Below are 24,984 nucleotides of genomic sequence, written 5' to 3'. Positions count from 1 at the left end.
CGGACGGAATGTTCACCACCCAGGTGGTCGACCCGATGCGCGACTGGTTCCTGTCGTTCGGCAACGCCGGCGCGGTCGCCTGGATCGTGCTGAAGATCCTGCTGATCGCGATGCCGGTGATCATCACCGTCGCGTTCTACGTGGTCTGGGAGCGCAAGCTGATCGGCTGGATGCATGTGCGCCGCGGTCCGATGTACGTCGGCATGGGCATCCTTCAGGCCTTCGCGGACGTGTTCAAGCTGCTGTTCAAGGAAGTGATCCAGCCGGCCAAGGCCGAGCCCTTCCTGTACAAGCTGGCGCCGCTGCTGACCCTGGCGCCCGCGTTCGCGGCCTGGGCGGTGGTGCCGTTCGACACCCGCGTGGTCCTGTCCAACGCCAACGCCGGCCTGCTGTACCTGCTGGCGATGACCTCGCTGGGCGTGTACGGCATCATCCTGGCCGGCTGGGCCTCGAACTCGAAGTACGCCTTCCTCGGCGCGATGCGCGCCGCGGCCCAGGTCGTGTCCTACGAGATCGCGATGGGCTTCGCCATGGTCGGCGTGATGGTCGGCGCCGGCAGCCTCAACCTCACCGACATCGTGATGGCGCAGTCCGGCAACGCCGGCGCGCTGGAATGGTTCATGGTGCCGATGCTGCCGCTGTTCGTGGTCTATTTCATCTCCGGCGTGGCCGAGACCAACCGCGCGCCGTTCGACGTGGTCGAAGGCGAGTCGGAAATCGTCGCCGGTCACATGGTCGAGTATTCGGGTTCGGCGTTCGCGCTGTTCTTCCTGGCCGAATACGCGAACATGATCCTGATCAGCTTCCTGACCTCGATCTTCTTCCTCGGCGGCTGGCTGAGCCCGTTCCAGGGCCTGGGCATTCCGTTCCTCTCGGTCGACGGCTGGTGGTGGCTGTTCGCGAAGGTGTTCTTCTTCGCCAGCTGCTTCATCTGGTTCCGCGCTTCGTTCCCGCGCTACCGCTACGACCAGATCATGCGCCTGGGCTGGAAGGTGTTCATTCCGCTGACCATCGCCTGGATCTGCGTGGTCGCCGTCATGGCGTACTACAACGTGTTCCAGCCGGGCGTGTAAGGACAGGCTCAAGACATGAATCGCATCGTTTCCTACTTCAAGAGCCTGCTGCTCATCGAGCTGGCGCAGGGCCTTGGGCTGACGCTCAAGTACCTGTTCAAGCCCAAGTACACGCTGATGTACCCGATGGAGAAGACGCCGCAGTCGCCGCGCTTCCGCGGCGTGCATGCGCTGCGCCGCTATCCCAACGGGGAAGAGCGCTGCATCGCCTGCAAGCTGTGCGAGGCCGTGTGCCCGGCGCTGGCGATCACCATCGACTCGACCAAGCGCGAGGACGGTACCCGCCGCACCACGCGTTACGACATCGACCTGTTCAAGTGCATCTTCTGCGGTTTCTGCGAGGAGTCCTGCCCGGTCGACTCGATCGTCGAGACCCACATCCACGAATATCACTTCGACCAGCGCGGACAGAACATCGTCACCAAGCAGCAGCTGCTGGCGATCGGCGACCGTCTCGAGACCGAGATCGCCGAGCGCCGCGCTGCCGACGCCGCCTTCCGCTGAGTGCCCGATATGGATCTCGCCCAGATCGCTTTCTTCGTCTTCGCCTTCGCGGCCACGGCCGCCGCCGTGGCGGTGATCAGCGTCAAGAACCCGGTGCACGCCGCACTCAGCCTGGTGCTGACCTTCTTCTCTGTCGCCTGCGTCTGGATCATCGCCGGCGCCGAGTTCCTCGGCGTGGCCCTGATCCTGGTCTACGTCGGCGCGGTGATGGTGCTGTTCCTGTTCGTCGTGATGATGCTCGACATCGATGTCGCGCCGCTGCGCGAGGGCTACGTGCGCTACCTGCCGGTCGGCCTGCTGGTCGCGGTGGTGATGCTGGTCGAGATGCTGACCCTGATCGGGGTCAAGGCCAACGTCGCCACGCCGCTGACCGCCGACCCGTCCGGCGGCGAAAACACCGCCTGGCTGGCGCGCGCGCTGTTCACCGAATTCCTGCTGCCGTTCGAGGTCGCTGCGGTGATCCTGACCGTGGCGGTGATCGCCGCGGTCATGCTGACCCTGCGCCGCCGTCCGGGCGCCAAGCACCAGAACCCGTCCGAGCAGGCGCGCGTCCGCGCCAGCGACCGCCTGCGCATGGTCAAGATGGACGCGGTCAAGCCGCTGCCGCCGGAACCCGAAGCGCCCGCCGAGGAGGCCAAGCCGTGAGCGAATTCTTCGGAGCCGGTCTGGCCCTGGGCCACTATCTCGCGCTGGGCGCGGTGCTGTTCTGCATCAGCGTCGCCGGCATCTTCCTCAATCGCAAGAACGTAATCGTGCTGCTGATGTCGATCGAGCTGATGCTGCTCGCGGTCAACATCAACTTCGTCGCGTTCTCGCGCCAGCTGGCCGATCCGGCCGGTCAGGTGTTCGTGTTCTTTATCCTGACCGTCGCCGCCGCCGAGGCCGCCATCGGCCTGGCGATCCTGGTCACGCTGTTCCGCAACCGGCGCACGATCAACGTCGCTGAAATCGACTCGATGAAGGGCTGACCGGCATGCAACCCGTCGTACTCTCCAAGTCCGTCCTGCTCGCCATCGTGCTCGCGCCGCTGCTGGGCGCGATCGTCGCCGGCCTGTTCCGTCGTCAGGTCGGCCGTGCGGGTTCGCACACCGTCACCATCCTCGGCGTCGCGGTCAGCTGCGCGCTGTCGTGCTATGTGCTGTGGCAGCTGCTGGCGCAGGCCGCGATCCCGTTCAACGAGAACATCTACACCTGGTTCCAGGTCGGCGGCATCGAGGCCAATGTCGGCTTCATGGTCGACAAGCTCACCGCGATGATGATGGTGGTGGTCACCTTCGTCTCGCTGCTGGTGCACGTCTACACCATCGGCTACATGGCCGAGGACCCCGGCTACCAGCGCTTCTTCAGCTACATCTCGCTGTTCACCTTCTCGATGCTCATGCTGGTCATGAGCAACAACTTCCTGCAGCTGTTCTTCGGCTGGGAAGCGGTGGGCCTGGTGTCGTACCTGCTGATCGGCTTCTGGTTCAAGCGCCCGAGCGCGGTGTTCGCCAACCTCAAGGCCTTCCTGGTCAACCGCGTCGGCGACTTCGGCTTCCTGCTCGGCATCGCCGGCGTGCTGTGGGCGACCGGTTCGCTGGACTACGGCGTGGTGTTCGCCAAGGCCACCGACATCGCCGGCCGCACCATCGGCATCTGGGGCGGCACGGTCAGCCTGTTCGGCCAGACCTGGTCGGTCACCGCCGAACCGGTGGTCTGGTCGGCCGCGACCGCGATCTGCATCTGCCTGTTCATCGGCGCGATGGGTAAGTCGGCGCAGGTGCCGCTGCACGTCTGGCTGCCGGACTCGATGGAAGGCCCGACCCCGATCTCGGCCCTGATCCACGCCGCGACCATGGTCACCGCGGGCATCTTCATGGTCGCGCGCATGTCGCCGTTGTTCGAGCTGTCGCAGACCGCGCTCAACTTCGTGCTGTTCATCGGCGCCACCACCGCGTTCTGGACCGGCCTGATGGGCATCGTCCAGAACGACATCAAGCGCGTGGTCGCGTACTCGACCCTGTCCCAGCTGGGCTACATGACCGTGGCGCTGGGCGTGTCGGCGTACTCGTCGGCGGTCTACCACCTGATGACCCACGCCTTCTTCAAGGCGCTGCTGTTCCTGGCCGCGGGCTCGGTGATCATCGGCATGCATCACGAGCAGGACATGCGCAAGATGGGCGGCCTGCGCAAGTACATGCCGATCACCTACTGGACCAGCCTGCTGGGCACGCTGGCCCTGGTCGGCACGCCGTTCTTCTCGGGTTTCTATTCGAAGGACACCATCATCGAGGCCGCGCACCACGCCACCACCGACGCGCACGCGACCTGGGTCGCGCAGTACGCCTATTGGGCGGTGCTGCTGGGCGCCTTCGTGACCGCGTTCTACAGCTTCCGTCTGCTCTACATGACCTTCCACGGCAAGGAGCGTTTCCGCGACGCCCACGCCGATCACGGTCACGACGCGCATCACGACGCGCACGCCCACGATGAGCATGCGCACGACGGACATGCCCATGACGAGCATGCCCACGACGACCATGGCCACCACGGCGCGCACGAGCCGCACGAGTCGCCCTGGGTGGTCACGCTGCCGCTGATCCTGCTGGCGATCCCGTCGGTGCTGATCGGCTACTTCACCGCGGGTCCGATGCTGTTCGGCACCGACTGGGCCGGTCACGTCCAGCAGCTGCCGTTCTTCCTGGGCTCGATCGACTTGGCGCCGGCGCGCGACACCGTCGCCCTGGTCGGCGAGGAAGCCTGGCACGGTCCGCTCAAGTTCGCCCTGCACGGCCTCACGGCTCCGGCCTTCTTGCTGGCCTTCTCCGGCTTCGTCCTGGCCACGATCATGTACTGGTGGAAGCCCGAACTGCCCGCCAAGGCGCGCCGGATGTTCGCCTGGCCGGTGCGCGTGCTCGAGAACAAGTACGGCTTCGACAAGCTCTGGATCGACGGCTTCGCCGCCGGTGGCGTGCGCCTGGGCAAGGCCTCGCGCGAAGTCGACAGCCGCGTCATCGACGGCGGCATCGTCGAGGGCAGCGCGCGCGCGGTCGACCTCGTCGCCGGAATCGTGCGCCGCGTGCAATCCGGTTATCTCTATCACTATGCCTTCGCGATGATCCTCGGCCTGATTGCACTGCTGGCCGTGCTGATTCGTTACTGGCGCTAACAGGACAAGGACCGAGACGTGAGCCCCGAGCCCTTGCTGAGCGTGGTTTCCCTGAGCACGCCCCCCTTGCTGAGCACGCACCTGCTGTCGGCGATCATCTGGCTGCCGATCGTCGGCGGCCTGGCCACCCTGGCGTTCGGCAACCAGCGCGCCGGTTCCGCGCGCTGGTTCGCGCTGGCCATCGGCCTGATCACCCTGGCCCTGAGCGTGTTCCTGTTCACCGGCTTCGACGCCGCCAACGCCGGCATGCAGTTCGTCGAGGATCGCGCCTGGATCCCGGCCTACGACATCCGCTACCACCTCGGCGTCGACGGCATCTCGATCGCCCTGATCGCGCTGACCACCCTGACCACGGTGCTGGTGCTGATCAGCGCCTGGGGCTCGGTCGACAAGCGCGTGAGCCAGTACTACGCCGCCTTCCTGGTCCTGGAGGGCCTGATGGTGGGCGTGTTCTCGGCCATGGACGCGATGCTGTTCTACGTGTTCTTCGAGGGCATGCTGATCCCGATGTTCATCATCATCGGCGTCTGGGGCGGCCCGCGCCGCGTCTACGCCGCGGTGAAGTTCTTCCTGTACACCTTCCTCGGCTCGGTGTTCATGCTGGTCGGGCTGATCTACCTGTACCTCAAGAGCGGCAGCTGGCAGCTGGCCGACTGGTACACCCTGCCGCTGACCGCGACCGAGCAGATGTGGTTGTTCTTCGGGTTCCTGATCGCGTTCGCGGTCAAGGTGCCGATGTTCCCGGTCCACACCTGGTTGCCGGACGCGCACGTCGAGGCACCGACCGCCGGTTCGGTGATCCTGGCCGCGATCATGCTGAAGATCGGCGGCTACGGCTTCCTGCGCTTCACCCTGCCGGTGGTGCCGGACGCGGGGCAGGAGTGGGCCTGGCTGGTGATCGCGCTGAGCCTGATCGCGGTGGTCTACGTCGGCCTGGTCGCGCTGGTCCAGGAGGACATGAAGAAGCTGATCGCGTACTCGTCGGTCTCGCACATGGGCTTCGTAACCCTGGGCACCTTCATCTCCTTCGCCCTGGTCCGCGACTACGGCAACGTCGACGCCGCCCGCCTGGGCCTGCAGGGCGCGATGGTGCAGATGATCAGCCACGGCTTCGTGTCGGGCGCGATGTTCACCTGCGTCGGCGTGCTCTACGACCGCATGCACAGCCGCATGATCAAGGACTACGGCGGCGTCGCCAACGTGATGCCCTGGTTCGCCGCGTTCGTGGTCCTGTTCGCCATGGCCAACTCCGGCCTGCCGGGCACCTCGGGCTTCGTCGGCGAGTTCATGGTCATCCTGGCCGCGTTCCAGAAGCACCCGATGATCGCTTTCGCCGCGGCGACCACCCTGATCATCGGCGCCGCCTATACCCTGTGGCTGGTCAAGCGCACCATCTGGGGCGAGGTCGGCAACGCCCACGTCGCCGAACTGGAAGACATCAACCCGCGCGAGGCCCTGGTCCTGGGCGTGTTCGCCGCCGGCGTGCTGATCCTGGGCATCTGGCCCAAGCCGCTGACCGACCTGATGGAACCGGCGATCGCCAACCTGGCGACGCAGATCGCCACCTCCAAGCTGCAGATGGGGCTGTAACGCATGAACATGCCTGTACGAGGACTCGCCGACCTGATGCCGTTGCTGCCCGAGCTGGTGGTGATCCTCGGCGCGTTCGCGCTGCTAATGATCGACCTGTTCGTCCCCGAGCGCCGCCGCATCTTCAGCCACGCCTTCGCGATCGCGGTGCTGGTCGCGGCGACCGCGCTGGTGGCGTTCGGCGTGGGCGGGCAGGGCACTGTGCTCAGCGGCATGTTCGTGCGCGACACCACCGCCGACGTACTCAAGCTGGCGATCGGCGTGGTCAGCGTGCTGTCGATGATCTACACCTGGTCTTACCTGCGCGAGCGCGAGCTGTACAAGGGTGAGGTCGCGGTGCTGATGCTGTTCGCGACCGCCGGCATGATGCTGCTGGTCTCGGCCGGCAGCCTGGTGATGGTCTACCTCGGCCTGGAAATGCTGGCCCTGTGCTCGTACGCGCTGGTCGCGATCGACCGCGACAGCCCGCTGGCCTCGGAAGCGGCGATCAAGTACTTCGTGCTCGGTGCGCTGGCCTCGGGCCTGCTGCTGTACGGCCTGTCATTGATCTACGGCGCCACCGGTTCGCTGGACCTGGGCCAGATCGGCGCCAGCGCCTACGGCAATCCGTCCTCGCTGATGCTGATCACCGGCGTGGTGTTCGTGGTCGCCGGCATCGCCTTCAAGTTCGGCGCCGCGCCGTTCCACATGTGGCTGCCCGACGTCTATCAGGGCGCGCCGACCCCGATCACCCTGTTCATCGGCTCGGCGCCCAAGCTGGCCGCGTTCGGCATGACCTACCGTCTGCTCGAGGTCGGCGCCGGCCCGCTCGACGACCACTGGCGCCTGGCCCTGGCCTGGCTGGCGGTGATGTCGCTGGCGATCGGCAACCTCAGCGCGCTGGTCCAGACCAACCTCAAGCGCCTGCTGGCCTATTCGACGGTCTCGCACGTGGGCTTCCTGTTCCTGGGCATCGCCGGCGGCGGCGAGCAGGGACTGGCGGCGGCGATGTTCTACGCGATCAGCTACTCGCTGATGTCGGCCGCGGCCTTCGGCGCGATCGTGGTGATGTCCAGCCGCGGTTTCGAGGCCGACCGGATCGACGACTACAAGGGCCTCAACGCGCGCAGCCCGTGGATGGCCGGCCTGATCCTGTGCGTGATGGCCTCGCTGGCCGGCCTGCCGCCGTTCCTGGGCTTCTGGGCCAAGCTCGCCGTGCTGCGCGCCGCGCTGCAGGGCGGGATGCTGTGGCTGGCGATCGTGGGCATCGTGTTCGCGGTGGTCGGCGCCTTCTACTACCTGCGCGTGATCAAGGCGATGTACTTCGACGAGCCCGACGGCGAGCTGCCGGCGCTGCGCGAGGACCGTCCCTTGAACGTGGTGTTCGGCGTCAACGCCCTGGCGCTGTTGGCGCTGGGCCTGGCCTGGAACCCGATCATGGCCTGGTGCCAGAAGGCTTTTGCGGGCTGAGATTTTTAATTGCGGCCGGCGCTTGAAAACCGGCCGCTCGCCTACATGTTGTGTGTCGCGGCAAACCCCAATCACTGGATGTTGAAATAAAAGTGAATGCGGGCTTGCAGGAAGGTTAGCCGGCCGTTATGATGGTCGGCCTGATGCGGGGTGGAGCAGTCTGGCAGCTCGTCGGGCTCATAACCCGAAGGTCGCAGGTTCAAATCCTGCCCCCGCTACCAGCTTCGGTTCGAAGCCGCCGGTTCAACGGCGGTTAGCAGAAAGCCTCGTCACTGAGGCTTTCTTTTCGAACCAGGTCGGGCTTTGTGATGGCGCTCTGCTCGCGCCGTCACACCGAAATCCAGTTGTACGGACAAGGGGCCCACCGGGCCCCTTGTTGTTTTTCGCGTTCGGTTTTCGCAAACAACGTTCAACGAAGCGATCGATCCCGCAAGCGCTGTCGGTCGATCGAAGCTGCAGGAGTCATGCGCGTGTCGGATAAAGCAGTCCAAATCGCCGCGATGCTCGCCCCGACGATCCGTTCGCTGGGCGTGGAGCTGCTCGGTGCCGAATACCTGCCGTCGCCCGGCAGCGCGGTGCTGCGCCTGTACATCGACGTGCCCGACGACGCCGGCGGCGCCGACGGCGAGCCGCGTCTGGTCACCATCGAAGATTGCGAAGCGGTGAGCCGCGAAGTGTCGGCCCAGCTCGACGTCGAAGATCCGATCAGCGGCAATTACACCCTCGAAGTGTCTTCGCCGGGCATCGACCGCCCTCTGTTCGCGCTGGAGCACTACGTGCGCTTCGCCGGCGAGACCGCCAAGGTCGGCCTGAAGCTGCCGCACGAGGGCCGGCGCAGGCTGCAGGGCGAGATCGTCGGCGTGGAAGGCGCGCAGGTGGTGTTCGCGATCGACGGCGCGCGTTTCAGCGTGCCGTTCTCGAACATCGACAAGGCGCGCCTGGTTCCGGACTGGGCGGCGCTGGGTCTGGCGCCGACCAAGCCGGGCAAGCCGAAGCCCAAAGACGGCAAGAACAAACCGGCGAAGCCCAAGGCTTCATAAGAACCAGGCTTCGCGACGAATTGGCAGTCTAACGAGCATTAACCAACCCTAGAGCCGGCGGCCCGCGAGCCGACCCGTGCGGAGTGACGAGATGAGCAAGGAACTGTTGCTGGTAGTTGATGCGGTCGCCAACGAAAAGGGCGTGCCGCGCGAGGTCATCTTCGAGGCCATCGAGGCCGCGTTGGCGTCCGCCGCCAAGAAGCGCTACCACGACGAAGACGTGCTGGTGCGCGTCTCCATCGATCAGAAGGACGGCAGCTACGAGACGTTCCGTCGCATGGAAGTCGTGGCCGACGACGTGGTGATGGAATCGCCCGACCGCCAGGTGCGCCTGATGGACGCGATCGACGAAGTCGAAGGCGTCGAAGTCGGCGACTACATCGAAGAGCAGATCGAGAATCCGGACTTCGGCCGCATCGCCGCCCAGGCCGCCAAGCAGGTGATCGTGCAGCGAGTGCGCGAAGCCGAGCGCGCCCAGGTCGTCGACCAGTGGAAGGACCGCGTCGGCGAGTTGGTCACCGGCATCGTCAAGCGCGTGGAGCGCGGCAACATCTACGTCGACCTGGGCGGCAACGCCGAGGCGATCATCCCGAAGGACAAGGGCATCCCGCGCGACGTGCTGCGCGCCGGCGACCGCGTCCGCGGCTACCTGTTCGACGTGCGCACCGAGCCGCGCGGCCCGCAGCTGTTCATCAGCCGCGCCGCCCCGGAATTCATGATGGAGCTGTTCAAGCTCGAAGTGCCGGAAGTCGGCCAGGGCCTGGTGTCGATCAAGGCCTGCGCGCGCGATCCGGGCGATCGCGCCAAGATCGCCGTGCTCGCGCACGACAACCGCACCGATCCGATCGGCGCCTGCATCGGCATGCGCGGTTCGCGCGTGCAGGCGGTGTCGAACGAGCTCAACGGCGAGCGCGTAGACATCGTGCTGTGGTCGGACAACCCGGCCCAGTTCGTCATCAACGCGATGGCGCCCGCGGAAGTGCAGTCGATCATCGTCGACGAAGAAAAGCATTCGATGGACCTGGCCGTGGCCGAGGACCGTCTGGCCCAGGCGATCGGCAAGGGCGGCCAGAACGTGCGCCTGGCCAGCCGCCTGTCGGGCTGGCAGCTCAATGTCATGACCCAGGACCAGGTCACCGCCAAGTCCGAGGCCGAGCAGACCGCCGCGCGCCAGCTGTTCCAGGACAAGCTCGAGGTCGACGAGGAAATCGCCGGCATCCTGGTCTCGGAAGGCTTCAGCACGGTCGAGGAAATCGCCTACGTGCCGGTCGGCGAGCTGCTCGCGGTCGAAGGCTTCGACGAGGACATCGTCGAGGAGCTGCGCGCCCGCGCCCGCGACGCGCTGCTGAACGAAGCTCTGGCCGCCGAGGAAGAGGTGGACGAGCATCAGCCGGCCGAGGATCTGCTGTCGCTGGAAGGCATGGACGACGAGCTCGCCTTCGTGCTGGCCGGCCGTGGCGTGGTCACGCGCGACGACCTGGCCGACCTGGCGACCGACGAACTGACCGATATCGAAGGTGTGGACGAGGCCCGCGCCGCGGCCCTGATCATGGAAGCGCGCAAGCACTGGTTCGAGTGAGGATTTAGCTTCAGGTCGGAAGAGGCCCCTGGCGGGCGTCTTCCGGCACCCCGGATCGAGGCCAACGCCCTGATCCGGCTTCGCTGGACCGGGCATGGGCCCGGTCCGCGGGCAGGCCATCCGGGCCTGTGCGGCGCCGAGGTGTTGGGCGCTGCGCAGGGCTAGAATGGCGCCACCACGCGCGGGACACGTCCCGCGCCACGAAGGAAACGGACACCGAATGTCGCAGCAAACCACCATCCGCAAGCTGGCCGAACTGGTGAACACGCCGGTCGAAAAGTTGCTGGAGCAGCTGGCCGAGGCCGGCATGAGCTTCAGCGGCCCCGACCAGGTCGTGACCAGCATCGAGAAAGTAAAGCTGCTCGGCTTCCTGAAGCGCTCGCACGGCAAGGTCGACAAGCCTGCCGAAGAGAGCGAAGCGGCGAAGAAGATCACGCTTAACCGCAGCCGCAAGCAGGAACTCACCGTCGGTGGCGGCAAGAACCGCACCACCGTCGACGTGGTCGTGCGCAAGAAGGTCACCCTGGTCAAGCCGAACGAGGCCCAGGGCGACCCGAGCGACGAGCGCGCCGAGATCCTGCGCAAGCTCGAAGAGTCCAAGCAGCGCAACCTGGCTGAGCAGCAGAAGCTGGCCGAGGTCGACAAGCGTCGTGCCGATGCCGCCGATGCCGCGCGCCGCGAAGCCGAAGAGGCTGCGCGCGCCAAGGCCGAGGAGGAGCAGAAGGCCAAGCTCGCCGACGCCAGCGCGATCGCCCCGGCCGCGGAAGACGAGGCTCCGGTGCGCAAGCCCCCGGCCACGCACGGCCACGGCCATCCGAAACCGGCGCCCGCGCGTCCGGAACCGGCCCGCGTCGATCACAATGCGCCGCGCCACAAGACCCGCGGCTCGCACGCGATGGTCGCTGGGGTCGAGGACGACGATGCCGCCAACCGTTTCGCCGGTCAGCTGCACCTGAGCGCCACCGACCGCGCGCGCCGCACCAGCAGCACCCGCGGCAAGTCCAAGCCGCGCCGTCAGGCCGAGCAGAGCCGCTCCGGCGGCGGCGCCCACGGCTTCTCGCGTCCGACCGCGCCGATCGTGCGCGAAGTCGCGATCGGCGAGACCATCACGGTCGCCGACCTGGCCCAGAAGCTCGCGCTCAAGGGCGGCGACGTGGTCAAGGCGCTGTTCAAGATGGGCGTCATGGCGACCATCAACCAGGGCATCGACTACGACACCGCGGCCTTGGTGACCGAAGAACTCGGCCACACCGTGGTCCGCACTAACGTCAACGCCGCCGAGGACGCGCTGATCGCGCATGCCGAGGAAGTGCAGGGCGACCGCGTCGCGCGTCCGCCGGTGGTCACGATCATGGGTCACGTCGACCATGGCAAGACCTCGCTGCTGGACTACATCCGCCGAACCAAGGTCGCCTCGGGCGAAGCCGGCGGCATCACCCAGCACATCGGCGCGTACCACGTCGAAACCGCTCGCGGCGTGATCAGCTTCCTCGACACGCCCGGCCACTCGGCCTTCACCTCGATGCGCGCGCGCGGCGCCAAGCTGACCGACATCGTGGTGCTGGTGGTGGCCGCGGACGACGGCGTCATGCCGCAGACCAAGGAAGCCGTGCAGCACGCCAAGGCGGCCGGCGTTCCGCTGATCGTGGCGATCAACAAGATCGACAAGTCCGGCGCCGACCCGCTGCGGGTCAAGAACGAACTGCTGGCCGAAGAAGTGGTCGCCGAGGATTTCGGCGGCGACACCCAGATGGTCGAACTGTCGGCCAAGACCGGCGACGGCGTCGACGATCTGCTCGACGCGATCTCGCTGCAGGCCGAAGTGCTGGAACTGCGTGCGGTGCCGATCGGCCGCGCCACCGGTACGGTGATCGAATCCGCGCTCGACAAGGGCCGCGGCCCGGTCGCGACCGTGCTGGTCCAGCAGGGTCAGCTCAAGAAGGGCGATTACCTCGTCTGCGGCGTGCAGTACGGCCGTGTGCGCGCGCTGTTCGACGAGACCGGCAAGCAGGTGGAATCCGCCGGCCCGTCGATCCCGGTGCAGGTGCTGGGCCTGTCGGGCGTGCCCGATGCCGGCGACGACTTCGTCGTGGTCGAGGACGAGCGCCTGGCCAAGGACGTGGCGCAGCAGCGCGACGCCAAGCGCCGCGAATCGCGCCTGGTCGCCGCCGCCGGCAACCGCATGGAAGACATCATGGCCCAGATGGGCAAGGGCGAGGGCCAGCTGAGCCTCAACCTGGTCATCAAGGCCGACGTGCAGGGTTCGGTGGAAGCGCTGCGTCAGTCGCTGATGGCGCTGTCCAACGACCAGATCCGCATCAACGTGATCAGCTCCGGCGTGGGCGGCATCACCGAGTCCGACGCCAACGCCGCGGCCACCGCCAAGGCCACCGTGATCGGCTTCAACGTCCGTGCCGACGCCTCGGCGCGTCGCATCATCGAAGGCAACGGCGTCGACCTGCGCTACTTCTCGATCATCTATGACGTGATCGACCAGGTGAAGCAGGTGGCGTCGGGCATCCTCGGCGTCGAGATCCGCGAAGAGATCATCGGCATCGCCGAAGTGCGCGACGTGTTCCGCAGCTCCAAGTTCGGCGCGGTCGCCGGCTGCATGGTGGTCGAAGGCGTGGTCAAGCGCTCCAAGCCGATCCGCGTGCTGCGCGACAACGCAGTGGTCTTCGAGGGCGAGCTGGAATCGCTGCGCCGCTTCAAGGAGAACGTCGACGAAGTGCGTAACGGTACCGAGTGCGGCATCGGCGTGAAGGCGTACAACGACGTCAAGCCGGGCGATCAGATCGAGTGCTTCGAGCGTATCGAAGTGCAGCGCACGCTGTAATCGAAATGGCGCAGAAGACGTTCTATCGCAGCGATCGCGTTTCCGCCCAGCTCCGTCGCGAGCTGGGCCGGATCGTGCACGAGGCCGTGCGCGAGCATTCCCTGCCGTCGGTCAGCGTGTCCGATGTCGAGGTCACGCGCGACCTGGCTCATGCCAAGGTGTTCGTGACCGCTCTGCAGACCGAGCGTTCCAAGGAAGCGGTCAAGGCGCTGAAGGAACTCTCGCCGCAGATCCGCTTCCAGCTCGGCAAGGCGATGAAGCTGCGGCACGTGCCGGAACTGCATTTCCACTACGACGACTCGGTCGATCGCGGCGAACGCATCGACAACCTGCTGCGCGATCTGCCGCCGCAGGAACCGGAGTCCGGGCAGGACTGATCGCCTCTCGACCGGCCTCGCGCCGCCTGGCTTCCTGTGGGAGCGGCGTGAGCCGCTATCGGTACTCGAACGGCACTCCAACTGGCGATGCGGTCGCGGATGCGCGATCGCGACTCACGCCGCTCCCACAGCGGGATGGTGGCCTATCCCCCTTCCACCGCGTCGCGCCCCGTACCCGCCTGCCGGGCTGGTGCCGGCCGTCATCGCTCCTACAATGCCCGCATGAGCAAGAAGCCCCGCACCGTGTTCCGGGCCCTGGACGGCCTGTTGCTGCTCGACAAGCCGCCGGGCCTGAGTTCCAACCAGGCCCTGCAGCAGGTGCGGCATATGTTCCGCGCCGAGAAGGGCGGCCACACCGGCAGCCTGGATCCACTCGCGACCGGCTTGCTGCCGCTGTGCTTCGGCGAGGCGACCAAGATCGCCGGCCTGTTGCTGGGTGCGCGCAAGGCCTACGAGACCGTGGCCGTGCTCGGCGCGGTCACCGACACCGACGACGCCGACGGCGCGACCCTGCTGGAACGGCCGGTGCCGGAACTCGACGATGCGGCGATCGAAGCCGCGTTGGTGCCGCTGCGCGGCGAGATCCGCCAGCGCGCGCCGATCTATTCGGCGCTCAAGCAGGGCGGCGAACCGCTGTACGCGAAGGCGCGCCGCGGTGAGGCCATCGAGGCCCCCGAGCGCGACGTCAGCGTGCACGCCTTGGACCTGCTGGAGCGCGACGGCGCGCGCCTGAAGCTACGGGTCGAATGCGGCTCGGGCACCTACGTGCGCAGCCTGGTGCGCGACCTGGGCGAGCGCCTGGGCTGCGGCGCGCACGTGGCCACGCTGCGCCGGCTCTGGGTCGAACCCTTCGTGCAGCCGCGCATGTACACCCTGGACGAGTTGCGCGCGCTGGCAGAGCGCGGCGAGTCCGAACTCGACGCCTGCCTGCTGCCGATCGAGGCCGGCCTGACCGCGTTCCCGCAGGTGCACCTGGACGCCGACGGCCAGCGCCGGCTCGGTTACGGTCAGTCGGTGGCCGGTGTCGAGGGCGAGCCTGGGATGGTGGTGGTGTTCGGCGCCGACGGCCGTTGCCTGGGCCTGGGCCACCGCGACGAGCAGCAGCGCCTGCAACCGCAGCGGCTGTTCCGCTGGACGGTCTTGAGCGGCAGCCCGGGCGCGGCCAGCGTCGCCCGGGAACAGGCGTCCGGCACGGACGCGTAAGGGCCGCCGGCATTCGGCGTGTCCATGGACGGAGTAGGGGATCGATGATGAAGCGCTTGAACCTGATGCTGGCGACGGCACTGACCGCCGCCGCGGCGCCCGCCTGGGCGGTAGCGGCCGCCGTCGATACCCATAGCCCGGAAGCGGTGGTCGAAGCCACCGCGCAGTGCAGTCGCCGCGCGGACTGGCCGTGCCTGGCCCGGCTGATGGACCCGGTCGCGCTCAAGCATATGCGCGGGTTTCTCGGCGAGGCCATCGAAATGTCGCCCGACGATCCGAATATCGCGGCGATGTTCGGCGGCAAGAACCTCGAACAGATCAAACGCCTGGACGATGCGGAGTTTTTCGCCGCCTTCCTGAGCGGCGCCGTCAGCAATATGGCCGGGGCCAAGGTCGAGAGCGTGCAGGTGGTGGGCGGCGTCGCCGAAGGCGAGGACCAGTACCACGCGGTGACCCGCACCAGCGTGCGCATGGGGCCGGCGCAGACCCGCCTGACCACCATGGGCGTGGTCAGCGTGCGCAGGATCGACGGCCAATGGCGGCTGCAGCTCAAGGGCGACATCAGCGCCATGACCGAGGCCATCCGGCAGGCGCGCGCCAAGGCCGGTCCGACCGGGGCTGGTCCGACCGGAGCCGACGGCGGACCGGCCCCCGATCCGACCGAAAGCCAGCCGGTGCGCTAGCGGTTCCAGGCCGGCCGGCAGCGGCGGACCGAGCCCCCGGGAGGTCCCGGCTCCGGCATCGGCCGTCGCAAGCTGCACCGCAGCAACAGCCCGGAGCCGAAGACCGAAGCTGAACGCGGCGCGGCCCAAGGACCGAAGCTCTGAGCGCCATGGCGGCCGGGCCCCGCATCGATGCCGGTCGTTTGCCGCTGCCCCGCGCAGCCCAGGCCGCTTGCGCATCGGGCCGCGATTCAGGTCGCATTCGCCGCCGCGGGCTGGTACAATTCCGCCGCTTTTCAAGCACTTCCCAAGCACTTCGGCTTGAACGGCATCCCTACTCAATAGCAAACGGCGGGCCAGGCGGTGCGTCGGGGCGGCAATGCCGCGACCGATTCGCTTCTGCGGGCCGCGCATCGGAAGAGAAGATCATGTCCATCGACACCAGCAAAGTCATCGAAGATAACAAGCGCGGCGCCAACGACACCGGCTCGCCGGAAGTCCAGGTCGCCCTGCTCACCGCTCGCATCGAACAGCTCACCGGTCACTTCAAGCTGCACAAGCAGGACCACCACAGCCGGCGCGGCCTGCTGCAGATGGTCAACCGCCGCCGCAGCCTGCTCGACTACCTGAAGCGGAAAGACAACGAGCGTTACAAGGCCCTGATCGAGAAGCTCGGTCTGCGCCGCTAAACGATACCGACCGCGGCGCAGCGATGCGCCGCGGTTTCTTTTGCGGGATCGGAATCTCCGGAACCGCGCCCGCGGCGATGCAGGATGCAGCGCCAGCCGTTCGGTCTACAGGACCGCTTCGGCCCGGGTCCGGCGCCGCCGGACCGCGCGACCGGCCAGGGCGGATACCTGGCCAGGATGCACACCAAACCGCAGGCCGTTACGGCGGCCGACCGGGTGGGGCAAGGGCCCCGACCGGAACGTATCGAACCGAAGGAACCCAACGTGGCAAAAATTACCAAGACCTTCCAGTACGGCAACCATCAGGTGACCCTGGAGACCGGCGAAATCGCCCGTCAGGCCGGCGGCGCCGTCATCGTCAAGATGGAGGACACCGTGCTGCTGGTGACCGCCGTCGCCGCCAAGAGCGCGCGCGAGGGCCAGGACTTCTTCCCGCTCACCGTGGATTACCAGGAGAAGTTCTACGCCGGCGGTCGCATCCCGGGCGGCTTCTTCAAGCGCGAAGGCCGTGCGACCGAGAAGGAAACGCTGATCTCGCGTCTGATCGACCGTCCGATCCGTCCTCTGTTCCCGGAGGACTACCGTAACGAAGTCCAGATCATCGCCACGGTCATGTCGATGAATCCGGAAATCGACGGCGACATCCCGGCCCTGATCGGTGCCTCGGCCGCGCTCGCGCTGGCCGGCACCCCGTTCCAGGGGCCGATCGGCGCCGCCAAGGTCGGTTACAAGAACGGTCAGTACCTGCTCAACCCGACCGCCGCCGAGCTGGCCGACTCCGAGCTCGAGCTGGTCGTCGCCGGTACCTCGAACGCGGTGCTGATGGTCGAATCCGAAGCCAAGATGCTGTCCGAGGACGTCATGCTCGGCGCGGTGATGTTCGGCCATCGCGAGATGCAGAAGGTCATCAACATCATCAACGAGCTCGTCGTCGAAGCCGGCACCAAGCCGTCGACGTGGGAAGCTCCGGCGAAGAACGAAGCGCTCATCGCCGCGCTCAAGGAAGCCGTGGGCGACCAGCTCAACGCCGCCTTCCAGGTGCGCGACAAGCTGCAGCGCCGCGACGCCATCGGCGCGATCAAGAAGGACGTGCTGCAGCGCCTGGCCGGCCGCGCCGAAGCCGACGGCTGGAGCACCTCGGAGCTGTCGAAGGAATTCGGCGAGCTCGAATACCAGACCATGCGCAACTCGGTGCTCGACACCAAGGTCCGCATCGACGGCCGCGCCCTCGACACCGTGCGTCCGATCGCCTCGCGCGTCGGCGTGCTGCCGCGTACCCACGGCTCCTCGCTGTTCACCCGCGGCGAGACCCAGGCCATCGTGGTCGCCACCCTCGGCACCGCGCGCGACGGCCAGATCATCGACGCCGTCTCGGGCGAGTACAAGGAACACTTCCTGTTCCATTACAACTTCCCGCCTTACTCGGTCGGTGAAGCCGGCCGCATGATGGGCCCGAAGCGTCGCGAAATCGGCCACGGCCGCCTCGCCAAGCGCGGCGTGCTCGCGGTCATGCCGACCATGGAAGAGTTCCCGTACACGATCCGCATCGTGTCGGAAATCACCGAGTCGAACGGTTCGTCCTCGATGGCTTCGGTCTGCGGCAGCTCGCTGGCGCTGATGGATGCCGGCGTGCCGATCAAGGCGCCGGTCGCGGGCATCGCGATGGGCCTGGTCAAGGAAGGCGACAACTTCGTCGTCCTGTCCGACATCCTGGGCGACGAGGATCACCTCGGCGACATGGACTTCAAGGTGGCCGGTACCAGCGCGGGCATTTCCGCCCTGCAGATGGACATCAAGATCCAGGGCATCACCGAAGAAATCATGAAGGTCGCGCTGGGCCAGGCCAAGGCCGGTCGTCTGCACATCCTCGGCGAAATGGCCAACGCGCTGACCGCGCCGCGTCCGGAACTGAGCGACTTCGCGCCGCGCCTGATCACCATCAAGATCCACCCCGACAAGATCCGCGAAGTGATCGGCAAGGGCGGTTCGGTGATCCAGGCGATCACCAAGGAAACCGGCACCCAGATCGACATCCAGGACGATGGCACCATCACCATCGCGTCCGTGAACGCGCTCGCCGGCCAGGCCGCCAAGTCGCGCATCGAGCAGATCACCTCGGACGTCGAGCCGGGCCGCATCTACGAAGGCAAGGTCGCCAAGATCATGGACTTCGGCGCCTTCGTCACCATCTCGCCCGGAAAGGACGGTCTGGTCCACGTGTCGCAGATCTCCAACGAGCGCGTCGAGAAGGTCAGCGACAAGCTCAAGGAAGGCGACGTGGTCAAGGTCAAGGTGCTGGAAGTCGACAAGCAGGGCCGTATCCGCCTGTCGATGAAGGCCGTCGAGGAAGGCGAGGGCGTCTCGGCCGAGTAAGCCGACGCGCAACGCCGCACTCCGGAAAAGCGGGCTTCGGCCCGCTTTTCTTTTGTGCGTTTGCCGCGAACGACGAATGCCCGGGATGGCGCGCGATCGCGGCTTGGCCTACGTGCGGCTGCGAGTACCGGCCCGCGCACGGTGCGAGCCCGCGCATCCGCCCCCGCACGCGCAGCGGGACGTAGCTCCGCCCGCACCCGCCGGTAGCGTAGGGCTAGACCCTGGCGATCGTCGGGAGCCTTGCTGGCGAAGCTGCTAGATTCGCCTCGTCCAATAGGGAGAACGGGGCATGGCGGCGGGAACCCAGGAACTGGAGCTGTTCGTACGCGAAGCGCTGTTGCGCGGCCAATCCAAGGAGGCGATCGCCCAGGCCCTGGGCCAGGCCGGTTGGACCTCCGAGCAGACGCGCGGCGTGCTCGATGCCTATGCCGACGTGGGCTTCGTGGTGCCGGTGCCGAAACCGCGCGCTTCCTTGTCCGCGCGCGAGGCCTTCCTCTATCTGGTGCTGTTCGCGACGCTGTACTTCGTCGCTTTCAATCTGGGCAGCCTGCTGTTCGACCTGATCGACACCTGGCTGGCGGATCCGGTGGACCCGATCCAGCAACTGCATTTCCGGCTGGGGCCGGAACTCCATTGGTCGGTGGCGGCCGTCATCATCTCCTTCCCGGTGTTCGCGTTCGTGAGCGCCTATCTGGCGGGCGAGGTCGCGCGCTATCCGATCAAACGCCTGTCGCCGGTGCGGCGTTGGCTGACCTATCTGACTCTGTTCGTGGCTGCGTCGGTGCTGATCGGCGACATGACGGCGCTGGTCTACAACCTGCTCGACGGCGAGCTCAGCCTGCGCTTCGCGCTCAAGGTGCTGGTGGTCGCCGCGATCGCCGGCACGGTGTTCGGCTACTACCTGCGCGACCTGCGGCGCGAGGAGACCGAGGGCCCCGGTGGACGCGCGGTGGGGCGCGGGCTGCTGATTCTGACCGGCGCCGTGATGGTGGCGGCGGTGGCGACGGCGCTGTGGATCACCGGCGGGCCGGGTGCGCAGCGGCTGATCCGTCTGGATCAACGTCGCGTGCAGGATTTCGAGCGTATCCGCACCGCGGTGGCCGGCTACGTCATCCAGCACGATCGTCTGCCGCCGGATCTGAAGACGCTGGCCGAGCAGCCTGGTGTGAGCCTGCCGCATGCCGATCCGGTCAGCGGCGCGCCCTATGCCTATGAGCCGGGCGCGGGCCATGCCTATCGTTTGTGCGCCAGCTTCGCCACCGACACCGGCGCCGACGGCAAAGACGGCTGGTACGAGCGGGAGTGGCCGCATCCGGCCGGCAAGCACTGCTTCGATCTGAATGGCGACAAGCGGTAGTCCTGCCGTGGTCGCGGACGGCTTGCACGTGCGCCGACGATGACGTGACGTCGTCGGCGGGTGCGGTCCGAACGGGATGGCATCATGTCCGCACCCGTTTTTCCGCACCCGTTGTCCGCACCTTTTTGGATCGCAATCGCATGCCGTGCCCCGCGTCGGCCCTGGCCTCGTCGTATCGAAACGCGCGACCGCAGCGGCGCTGTCTTGCGGTCGCCTGCGGCCTGTTCTTGAGCGCGCTGCTAGCCGCGCCGGCATCGGCGCAGCAGGCCGTGCCGGACGCGCGCACCCTGGACACGGTCGAGGTGGTCGCGCCGCGACGCCCCCTGGCGAGTTTCCCGGGCGCGGTCACCGCGATCGACGGCGAAACCCTGCGCGCTGGCCAGCGCCAGGTGAATCTGTCCGAGGCGCTCGCGCGGGTGCCCGGAATCAGCGTGCTGGACCGCCAGAACTACGCCCAGGATCTGCAGCTGCAGAGCCGCGGCTTCGGCGCGCGTTCGACCTTCGGCATCCGCGGCATCCGCCTGGTGGTCGACGGCATTCCGGCCTCGGCCGCCGACGGGCAGGGCCAGGCGGCGACCTTTCCGCTGGATGCGCTGGATCGGATCGAGGTGCTGCGCGGTCCGCTGGCGCTGCAGTACGGCAACGCCGCCGGCGGCGCGATCGTCGCCGCGACCGATCTGGAACGCCTGCGCGGCGCCAGCTTGCAGGCCTGGGGCGGCGATCACGGCAGTTTTCGTCTGAGCGCGGTGGCCGACGCGGCCAGCGACGACGGACGCTGGCGCGGCCGGGTCGGCGCCAGCCGCTTCCGCACCGACGGCGAACGTGAGCACTCCGCCGCGCAGCGTTCGCAGTTCGACGCGGTGGCCGAGTGGACGCCGCGCGAGGGCGAGCGCCTGCGTCTGGTGCTGAATTCCCTGTCGCAGCCCGACACCCAGGACCCGCTGGGCCTGGACCGTGCCGGCCTGCGCGCCGATGCGCACGGCACCGACGCGGTCGCGCTGCGTTTCGATACCCGCAAGCGGATCGAGAACCATCAGGCCGGTCTGCGCTGGCAGCGCGACTACGCGCCGGGGCGTGAGTTCTGGATCGGCGGCTACCGCATCGAGCGCGACGCGCTGCAGTACCTGGCCTTGCCGGTGGCGGCGCAGACCGCGCCGGGCAGCGCCGGCGGCGTGATCGATCTGGGCCGGCAGTCGACCGGCATCGACGCCGGGCACCGCTGGCGCGGCGCGCGCGGCGCGTTCGCGCTCGGGGTCGAACTCGCGCGCCTGGACGAGGACCGTCGTGGCTACGAGAACTTCGTCGGCGACCGGCTCGGCGTGCGCGGCCGGTTGCGGCGCGACGAGCGCAACCGCATTTCCGACCGCGAGCTGTACGCCATCGGCGACTACGCCCCGGCGCCGGGCTGGACCGTACTCGGCGCGGCGCGGCATGCGCGGCTGGATTTCCGTTCCGACGACCGCTACTTCGCCCCGGGCAACGGCGACGACGGCGGCGCTGCCGACTACCGCGAAACTTCGGCGGCGGTCGGCGTGGCGCGCGCGTTCGCGCACGGCGAAGCTTTCGCCAGCGTGGGCCGCGGCTTCGAAACGCCGACCGCGACCGAACTGGCCTATCGAGCCGACGGCAGCGCCGGCTTCAACCGCGAACTGCGTCCGGCGCGCTTCGACACCGCCGAACTCGGCTTGCGCTGGCGCTACGGCGGTGGGCGCTTCAGCGTGGCGGCGTACCGGGTCGAAGGCGAGCACGAGATCGTGCCCGCCGACAGCCGCGGCGGCCGCGCCAGTTTCGCCAACGCCGGCCGCACCCGCCGCGACGGTATCGAACTGGGCCTGGACGGCGCCTGGGGCGAGCAGTGGCGCTATGCGGTGGCGGCGAACTGGATCGACGCGCGCTTCGAACAGAGCTTCGCCTACGGCGTGCAGGGCGCGACGCGCACGGTCGCGGCCGGCAACCGCGTGCCCGGTGTGCCGCGCGCCGACGGCTACGCCGAAATCGCCTGGCGTTCGCGCGAGGGCGCCTTGGCTGCGGCGCTGGAAGGGCGTTTCAGCGACCGCATCGCGGTCGACGATCGCAATACCGACGCCGTCGCCGGCAACGCGCGCTACGCGCTGCGCCTGGACTGGCGCCCGCGCAACGCGCGCGGTTGGCGCGGCTTCGCGCGCATCGACAATCTGTTCGACCGCGACTACGTCGGCTCGGTGATCGTCAACGAAGGCAATGCGCGCTACTTCGAGCCCGGCGCCGGCCGCGGCTTCACTCTAGGCCTGGCCTGGGACGCCGTGCCGCGCGCCGACTGAGCCGCGAAGCTCAGGCCAACCAGCGCAGCAGCTGGCGATAGACGCCGGCGTCGCCGAGCAGTTCCAGATGATGCACGCCATAAGCGATGTGCTGGCGGGACTTGGCGATGCGCAGATCGTAGGCGCGATCCGGGTGCCGGCCCAGTGCGCTGGCGACCGGGACCAGACCGTCGCCCTTGGGCAGTTCCCCGTCGCCCGGCATGGCCTGTGCGCTGGCGGTGCTCGCGGCGATCGCATGGCAGCGCACGCCTTTGGGCAGCGGCGAGGGCAGGCGGCCGTCCTCGCGGCCGTCGCCGTCCGCGTCCAGCCAATCTTCTTCGCGCACGTTGCCATGGCGCAGGTCCTGGATGCCGGCGCTGCGGACCTTGCCCAGGCGCGCGAACGGCGCGGTATAGGGGCTCAGGCCGATCAGCCGGTCGACCCAGCTGCCGGCGCGTTCCAGCGGCGCGCCCTGGTGCGGGGTACCGAGGAAGACCAGCCGATCCAGTCGCGCCAGCCAGTCCGACTGCTCTTGCTGCGCGACCAGGCAGGCGCTGCGCGCGACCAGGCCGCCCATGCTGTGGCACAGGATCGCCAGCCGCTCGACCGGCACCGGCCAGTGCTGCAGCAGTTGCTCCATCAGCGCGGCGAACTCGCGCCCGTTGACCGAGATATGCCGGCCGCTGTTGTAGTGCAGGTACAGCGGCGTGTAGCCCAGCTCGCGTGCGAGCGCGGCACCGTGGTCGTGGCCGGCGTACTCCCATTGCAGGTCGTTCATGCACAGGCCGTGGACCAGCACCAGCAGCTTGCCGCCGGCCTCGGGCAAGGCCGCCGCCAGCTCGCGGCGGCGCAGCTTCAGCGTCACGCCTTGGTGGCGCAGGCGCATTTCGATCGCCAGCGGATTGCGGGTCGCGTCGAGGTGGTCGCCGAGCACGCCGTTGACGGCGGCGACCACGGCTTCGCGTTGCGGCGGTGGGCGTACCACGTCGAGCAGCGGCGCGAGCTTGGCGAAGGCCAGATCGAGGCCGTCGCCGACGAAACGGGTGACCCCGCGCACGCTGCGGTAGACCAGGCCGGCGATGCCGGGGGCCGGGCCGGCGGCGGCGTCGCCGAGCACGCCCGGCAGCCGACTGATGTTGGCGTGCATCGCCTCGACCAAGTCGGTGACGCCGGTGATCGCGTCGATGGTCAGGCGGTTGATGCCGCGCAGGTCGTTGCCGTTGCGCGCCCGGCTGCGGCCGGACGCGGATGGGGAGCTCGGCATGAGGGCCTGCGCGCGCTGTGGATACGATTCAGCGTATAGCACGCGGGCGGCGTCGCCCGCAGCGGCTTCAGACCAGTCCGGTGGCGTAGTACAGGCTGATCACCACGAACACCGCCAGGGTCTTGACCAGGGTGATCGCGAAGATGTCCTTGTAGGCCTGGCGATGGCTGAGGCCGGTGACCGCCAGCAGGGTGATCACCGCGCCGTTGTGGGGCAGGGTGTCCATGCCGCCGGAGGCCATGGCCGCGACCCGGTGCAGCACCTCCATCGGGATGCCGGCGGCGTTGGCGTTGGCGATGAAGGTCTCCGACATCGCCGCCAGGGCGATGCTCATGCCGCCGGAGGCCGAGCCTGTGATGCCGGCCAGCGCGGTCACGGTGACGGCTTCGTTGACCAGCGGGTTCGGGATCGAGCTCAGCGCATTGGCGACGATCAGGAAGCCCGGCAGCGCCGCGATCACCGCGCCAAAGCCATATTCGGAGGCGGTGTTCATCGCCGCCAGCAGAGCGCCGCCGATCGCCGACTTGGTGCCTTCGGCGAAACCGGCCATCACCGGCTTCCAGGCGAAGGCGAGCACACTGAGGATGCCGATCAGCAGCGCGCCTTCCACCGCCCAGATCGCCGAGACCTTGGCCACTTCCTGTACCACCGGCGCGGTGTTGCCGATCACCGCCGGGTCGAAGCTGTGGCTGGCGCCGTAATAGCTCGGTATCCACGAGGTCAGCAGCTTGTTGGCGACGCCGACCAGCAGCAGCGGCAGGATCGCCAATGCCGGATTGGCCAGCTTTCCGCCCACGAACGGCGCCGGTTCGTTGAGCAGTTGGTCGCCGTAGCCTTCGCCGGCCTTGAGCGCGCCGCGCCGGCGCCAATTCAGATAGCTCAGGCCGACGATCAGGATGAACACGCCGCCCAGCGTGCCCAGCCACGGCGCGGCCCAGGCGTTGGTGCCGAAGAACGAGGCCGGAATGATGTTCTGGATCTGCGGCGTGCCCGGCAGCGCGTCCATGGTGAAGGTGAACGCGCCCAGCGCGATGGTGCCGGGGATCAGGCGCTTGGGGATGTCGCTCTGGCGGAACAGCTCGGCCGCGAACGGATACACCGCGAACACCACCACGAACAGCGACACGCCGCCGTAGGTCAGCAGCGCGCACACCACCACGATCGACAGCATCGCGCGCTCGCGGCCGAGCAGGCGGATGGTCGCGGCCACGATCGCCTTGGAGAAGCCGGACAGCTCGATCAGCTTGCCGAAGATCGCGCCGAGCAGGAACACCGGGAAGTACAGCTTGAGGAAGCCGACCATCTTGTCCATGAACAGGCCGGTGAACATCGGCGCGACCAGCGACGGATCGGTCAGCAGCACCGCGCCCAGCGCCGCCACCGGCGCGAACAGGATCACGCTGTAGCCGCGGTAGGCCACGAACATCAGGAAGCACAGCGCGGCCAGCACGATCAGAAAATCCATTGAACAGTCCCAGTCCCGTCTGCGGGCGGTTGTCCCCGCGTAGGGGCGCAGTGTCCGCATCGCGGCGGCGCGCGGGCATTGTCCGAAGGTACAGCT

The 24,984-nt window shown here is 67.8% G+C and carries 19 protein-coding genes and 1 tRNA gene; 18 read left to right on the top strand and 2 right to left on the bottom strand.

The window, feature by feature from the left end:
- The first annotated feature begins 8 nt into the window (after nt 1–8).
- The 18 genes from nuoH (at nt 9) to ASE10_RS00990 (ending at nt 22,180) form a co-directional block, all read left to right on the top strand.
- Entirely contained in the window at nt 9–1,073 is a 1,065-nt protein-coding gene (gene nuoH / locus ASE10_RS01075; RefSeq protein WP_156087743.1) for an NADH-quinone oxidoreductase subunit NuoH, read from the top strand.
- Between the two features lie 15 nt (nt 1,074–1,088).
- Nucleotides 1,089–1,577: an NADH-quinone oxidoreductase subunit NuoI gene (gene nuoI, locus ASE10_RS01070; RefSeq protein ID WP_055899736.1), complete on the top strand. Its 489-nt coding sequence runs from the start codon at nt 1,089–1,091 to the stop codon at nt 1,575–1,577.
- Nucleotides 1,578–1,586: 9 nt separating this feature from the next.
- A complete protein-coding gene (locus tag ASE10_RS01065) occupies nt 1,587–2,222 on the top strand; it encodes an NADH-quinone oxidoreductase subunit J (protein ID WP_055899734.1) in 636 nt (211 codons plus the stop codon).
- 26 nt (nt 2,223–2,248) lie between these two features.
- Nucleotides 2,249–2,545, top strand: coding sequence for an NADH-quinone oxidoreductase subunit NuoK (gene nuoK / locus ASE10_RS01060; protein ID WP_200944187.1), 297 nt, complete (start codon nt 2,249–2,251; stop codon nt 2,543–2,545).
- A gap of 5 nt (nt 2,546–2,550) precedes the next feature.
- Nucleotides 2,551–4,725 carry an NADH-quinone oxidoreductase subunit L gene (gene nuoL / locus ASE10_RS01055; protein ID WP_056305552.1) on the top strand — a complete coding sequence of 725 codons (2,175 nt, stop codon included), beginning with the start codon at nt 2,551–2,553 and terminating at the stop codon, nt 4,723–4,725.
- Between the two features lie 66 nt (nt 4,726–4,791).
- Entirely contained in the window at nt 4,792–6,315 is a 1,524-nt protein-coding gene (locus ASE10_RS01050) for an NADH-quinone oxidoreductase subunit M (RefSeq protein ID WP_055899730.1), read from the top strand.
- Between the two features lie 3 nt (nt 6,316–6,318).
- Nucleotides 6,319–7,764 carry an NADH-quinone oxidoreductase subunit NuoN gene (nuoN, locus tag ASE10_RS01045; protein WP_056305550.1) on the top strand — a complete coding sequence of 482 codons (1,446 nt, stop codon included), beginning with the start codon at nt 6,319–6,321 and terminating at the stop codon, nt 7,762–7,764.
- 144 nt (nt 7,765–7,908) lie between these two features.
- Nucleotides 7,909–7,985: transfer RNA gene (locus ASE10_RS01040), tRNA-Met, on the top strand.
- A gap of 249 nt (nt 7,986–8,234) precedes the next feature.
- Nucleotides 8,235–8,804, top strand: coding sequence for a ribosome maturation factor RimP (rimP, locus tag ASE10_RS01035; RefSeq protein WP_055900200.1), 570 nt, complete (start codon nt 8,235–8,237; stop codon nt 8,802–8,804).
- Nucleotides 8,805–8,895: 91 nt separating this feature from the next.
- On the top strand, nt 8,896–10,383 hold the full coding sequence (gene nusA / locus ASE10_RS01030) for a transcription termination factor NusA (RefSeq protein WP_055899726.1): 1,488 nt from the start codon (nt 8,896–8,898) through the stop codon (nt 10,381–10,383).
- Nucleotides 10,384–10,603: 220 nt separating this feature from the next.
- Nucleotides 10,604–13,219, top strand: a complete 2,616-nt coding sequence (infB, locus tag ASE10_RS01025) for a translation initiation factor IF-2 (RefSeq protein ID WP_055899724.1) — start codon at nt 10,604–10,606, stop codon at nt 13,217–13,219.
- 5 nt (nt 13,220–13,224) lie between these two features.
- Nucleotides 13,225–13,596, top strand: coding sequence for a 30S ribosome-binding factor RbfA (rbfA, locus tag ASE10_RS01020; protein ID WP_055899722.1), 372 nt, complete (start codon nt 13,225–13,227; stop codon nt 13,594–13,596).
- Nucleotides 13,597–13,818: 222 nt separating this feature from the next.
- Complete coding sequence (gene truB, locus ASE10_RS01015) at nt 13,819–14,799, top strand: tRNA pseudouridine(55) synthase TruB (RefSeq protein ID WP_157480957.1); 981 nt, start codon at nt 13,819–13,821, stop codon at nt 14,797–14,799.
- 44 nt (nt 14,800–14,843) lie between these two features.
- On the top strand, nt 14,844–15,482 hold the full coding sequence (locus ASE10_RS01010) for a hypothetical protein (protein ID WP_157480956.1): 639 nt from the start codon (nt 14,844–14,846) through the stop codon (nt 15,480–15,482).
- Between the two features lie 407 nt (nt 15,483–15,889).
- Complete coding sequence (gene rpsO / locus ASE10_RS01005) at nt 15,890–16,150, top strand: 30S ribosomal protein S15 (RefSeq protein ID WP_055899718.1); 261 nt, start codon at nt 15,890–15,892, stop codon at nt 16,148–16,150.
- A 264-nt stretch (nt 16,151–16,414) separates the two neighbouring features.
- Complete coding sequence (gene pnp, locus ASE10_RS01000; RefSeq protein ID WP_055900197.1) at nt 16,415–18,523, top strand: polyribonucleotide nucleotidyltransferase; 2,109 nt, start codon at nt 16,415–16,417, stop codon at nt 18,521–18,523.
- Between the two features lie 289 nt (nt 18,524–18,812).
- On the top strand, nt 18,813–19,880 hold the full coding sequence (locus tag ASE10_RS20630; RefSeq protein WP_200945807.1) for a DUF5671 domain-containing protein: 1,068 nt from the start codon (nt 18,813–18,815) through the stop codon (nt 19,878–19,880).
- Nucleotides 19,881–20,107: 227 nt separating this feature from the next.
- On the top strand, nt 20,108–22,180 hold the full coding sequence (locus ASE10_RS00990; RefSeq protein ID WP_055899716.1) for a TonB-dependent receptor: 2,073 nt from the start codon (nt 20,108–20,110) through the stop codon (nt 22,178–22,180).
- Nucleotides 22,181–22,190: 10 nt separating this feature from the next.
- Here the strand turns inward: ASE10_RS00990 and ASE10_RS00985 are convergent, their stop codons facing one another.
- Both ASE10_RS00985 and ASE10_RS00980 read right to left on the bottom strand, forming a co-directional pair.
- Nucleotides 22,191–23,423, bottom strand: a complete 1,233-nt coding sequence (locus ASE10_RS00985; RefSeq protein ID WP_055899714.1) for an alpha/beta hydrolase — start codon at nt 23,421–23,423, stop codon at nt 22,191–22,193.
- Nucleotides 23,424–23,490: 67 nt separating this feature from the next.
- Complete coding sequence (locus tag ASE10_RS00980; RefSeq protein WP_055899712.1) at nt 23,491–24,888, bottom strand: GntP family permease; 1,398 nt, start codon at nt 24,886–24,888, stop codon at nt 23,491–23,493.
- Nucleotides 24,889–24,984 lie beyond the last annotated feature (96 nt).

This window comes from Lysobacter sp. Root76 (assembly GCF_001428685.1).
Lineage (GTDB): Bacteria > Pseudomonadota > Gammaproteobacteria > Xanthomonadales > Xanthomonadaceae > Lysobacter.
This window is presented reverse-complemented; position numbering and strand designations above follow the sequence as displayed.

What these genes read in the sequence shown, in the direction of transcription:
- ASE10_RS20630 (WP_200945807.1), top strand. Translation starts at nt 18,813, where the DNA reads ATGGCGGCGGGAACCCAGGAACTGGAGCTGTTCGTACGCGAAGCGCTG.
- infB (WP_055899724.1), top strand. Translation starts at nt 10,604, where the DNA reads ATGTCGCAGCAAACCACCATCCGCAAGCTGGCCGAACTGGTGAACACG.
- ASE10_RS01065 (WP_055899734.1), top strand. Translation starts at nt 1,587, where the DNA reads ATGGATCTCGCCCAGATCGCTTTCTTCGTCTTCGCCTTCGCGGCCACG.
- truB (WP_157480957.1), top strand. Translation starts at nt 13,819, where the DNA reads ATGAGCAAGAAGCCCCGCACCGTGTTCCGGGCCCTGGACGGCCTGTTG.
- nusA (WP_055899726.1), top strand. Translation starts at nt 8,896, where the DNA reads ATGAGCAAGGAACTGTTGCTGGTAGTTGATGCGGTCGCCAACGAAAAG.
- rpsO (WP_055899718.1), top strand. Translation starts at nt 15,890, where the DNA reads ATGTCCATCGACACCAGCAAAGTCATCGAAGATAACAAGCGCGGCGCC.
- nuoL (WP_056305552.1), top strand. Translation starts at nt 2,551, where the DNA reads ATGCAACCCGTCGTACTCTCCAAGTCCGTCCTGCTCGCCATCGTGCTC.
- nuoI (WP_055899736.1), top strand. Translation starts at nt 1,089, where the DNA reads ATGAATCGCATCGTTTCCTACTTCAAGAGCCTGCTGCTCATCGAGCTG.
- nuoN (WP_056305550.1), top strand. Translation starts at nt 6,319, where the DNA reads ATGAACATGCCTGTACGAGGACTCGCCGACCTGATGCCGTTGCTGCCC.
- nuoH (WP_156087743.1), top strand. Translation starts at nt 9, where the DNA reads ATGTTCACCACCCAGGTGGTCGACCCGATGCGCGACTGGTTCCTGTCG.
- rbfA (WP_055899722.1), top strand. Translation starts at nt 13,225, where the DNA reads ATGGCGCAGAAGACGTTCTATCGCAGCGATCGCGTTTCCGCCCAGCTC.
- ASE10_RS01010 (WP_157480956.1), top strand. Translation starts at nt 14,844, where the DNA reads ATGATGAAGCGCTTGAACCTGATGCTGGCGACGGCACTGACCGCCGCC.
- ASE10_RS00985 (WP_055899714.1), bottom strand. Translation starts at nt 23,423, where the DNA reads ATGCCGAGCTCCCCATCCGCGTCCGGCCGCAGCCGGGCGCGCAACGGC.
- ASE10_RS00980 (WP_055899712.1), bottom strand. Translation starts at nt 24,888, where the DNA reads ATGGATTTTCTGATCGTGCTGGCCGCGCTGTGCTTCCTGATGTTCGTG.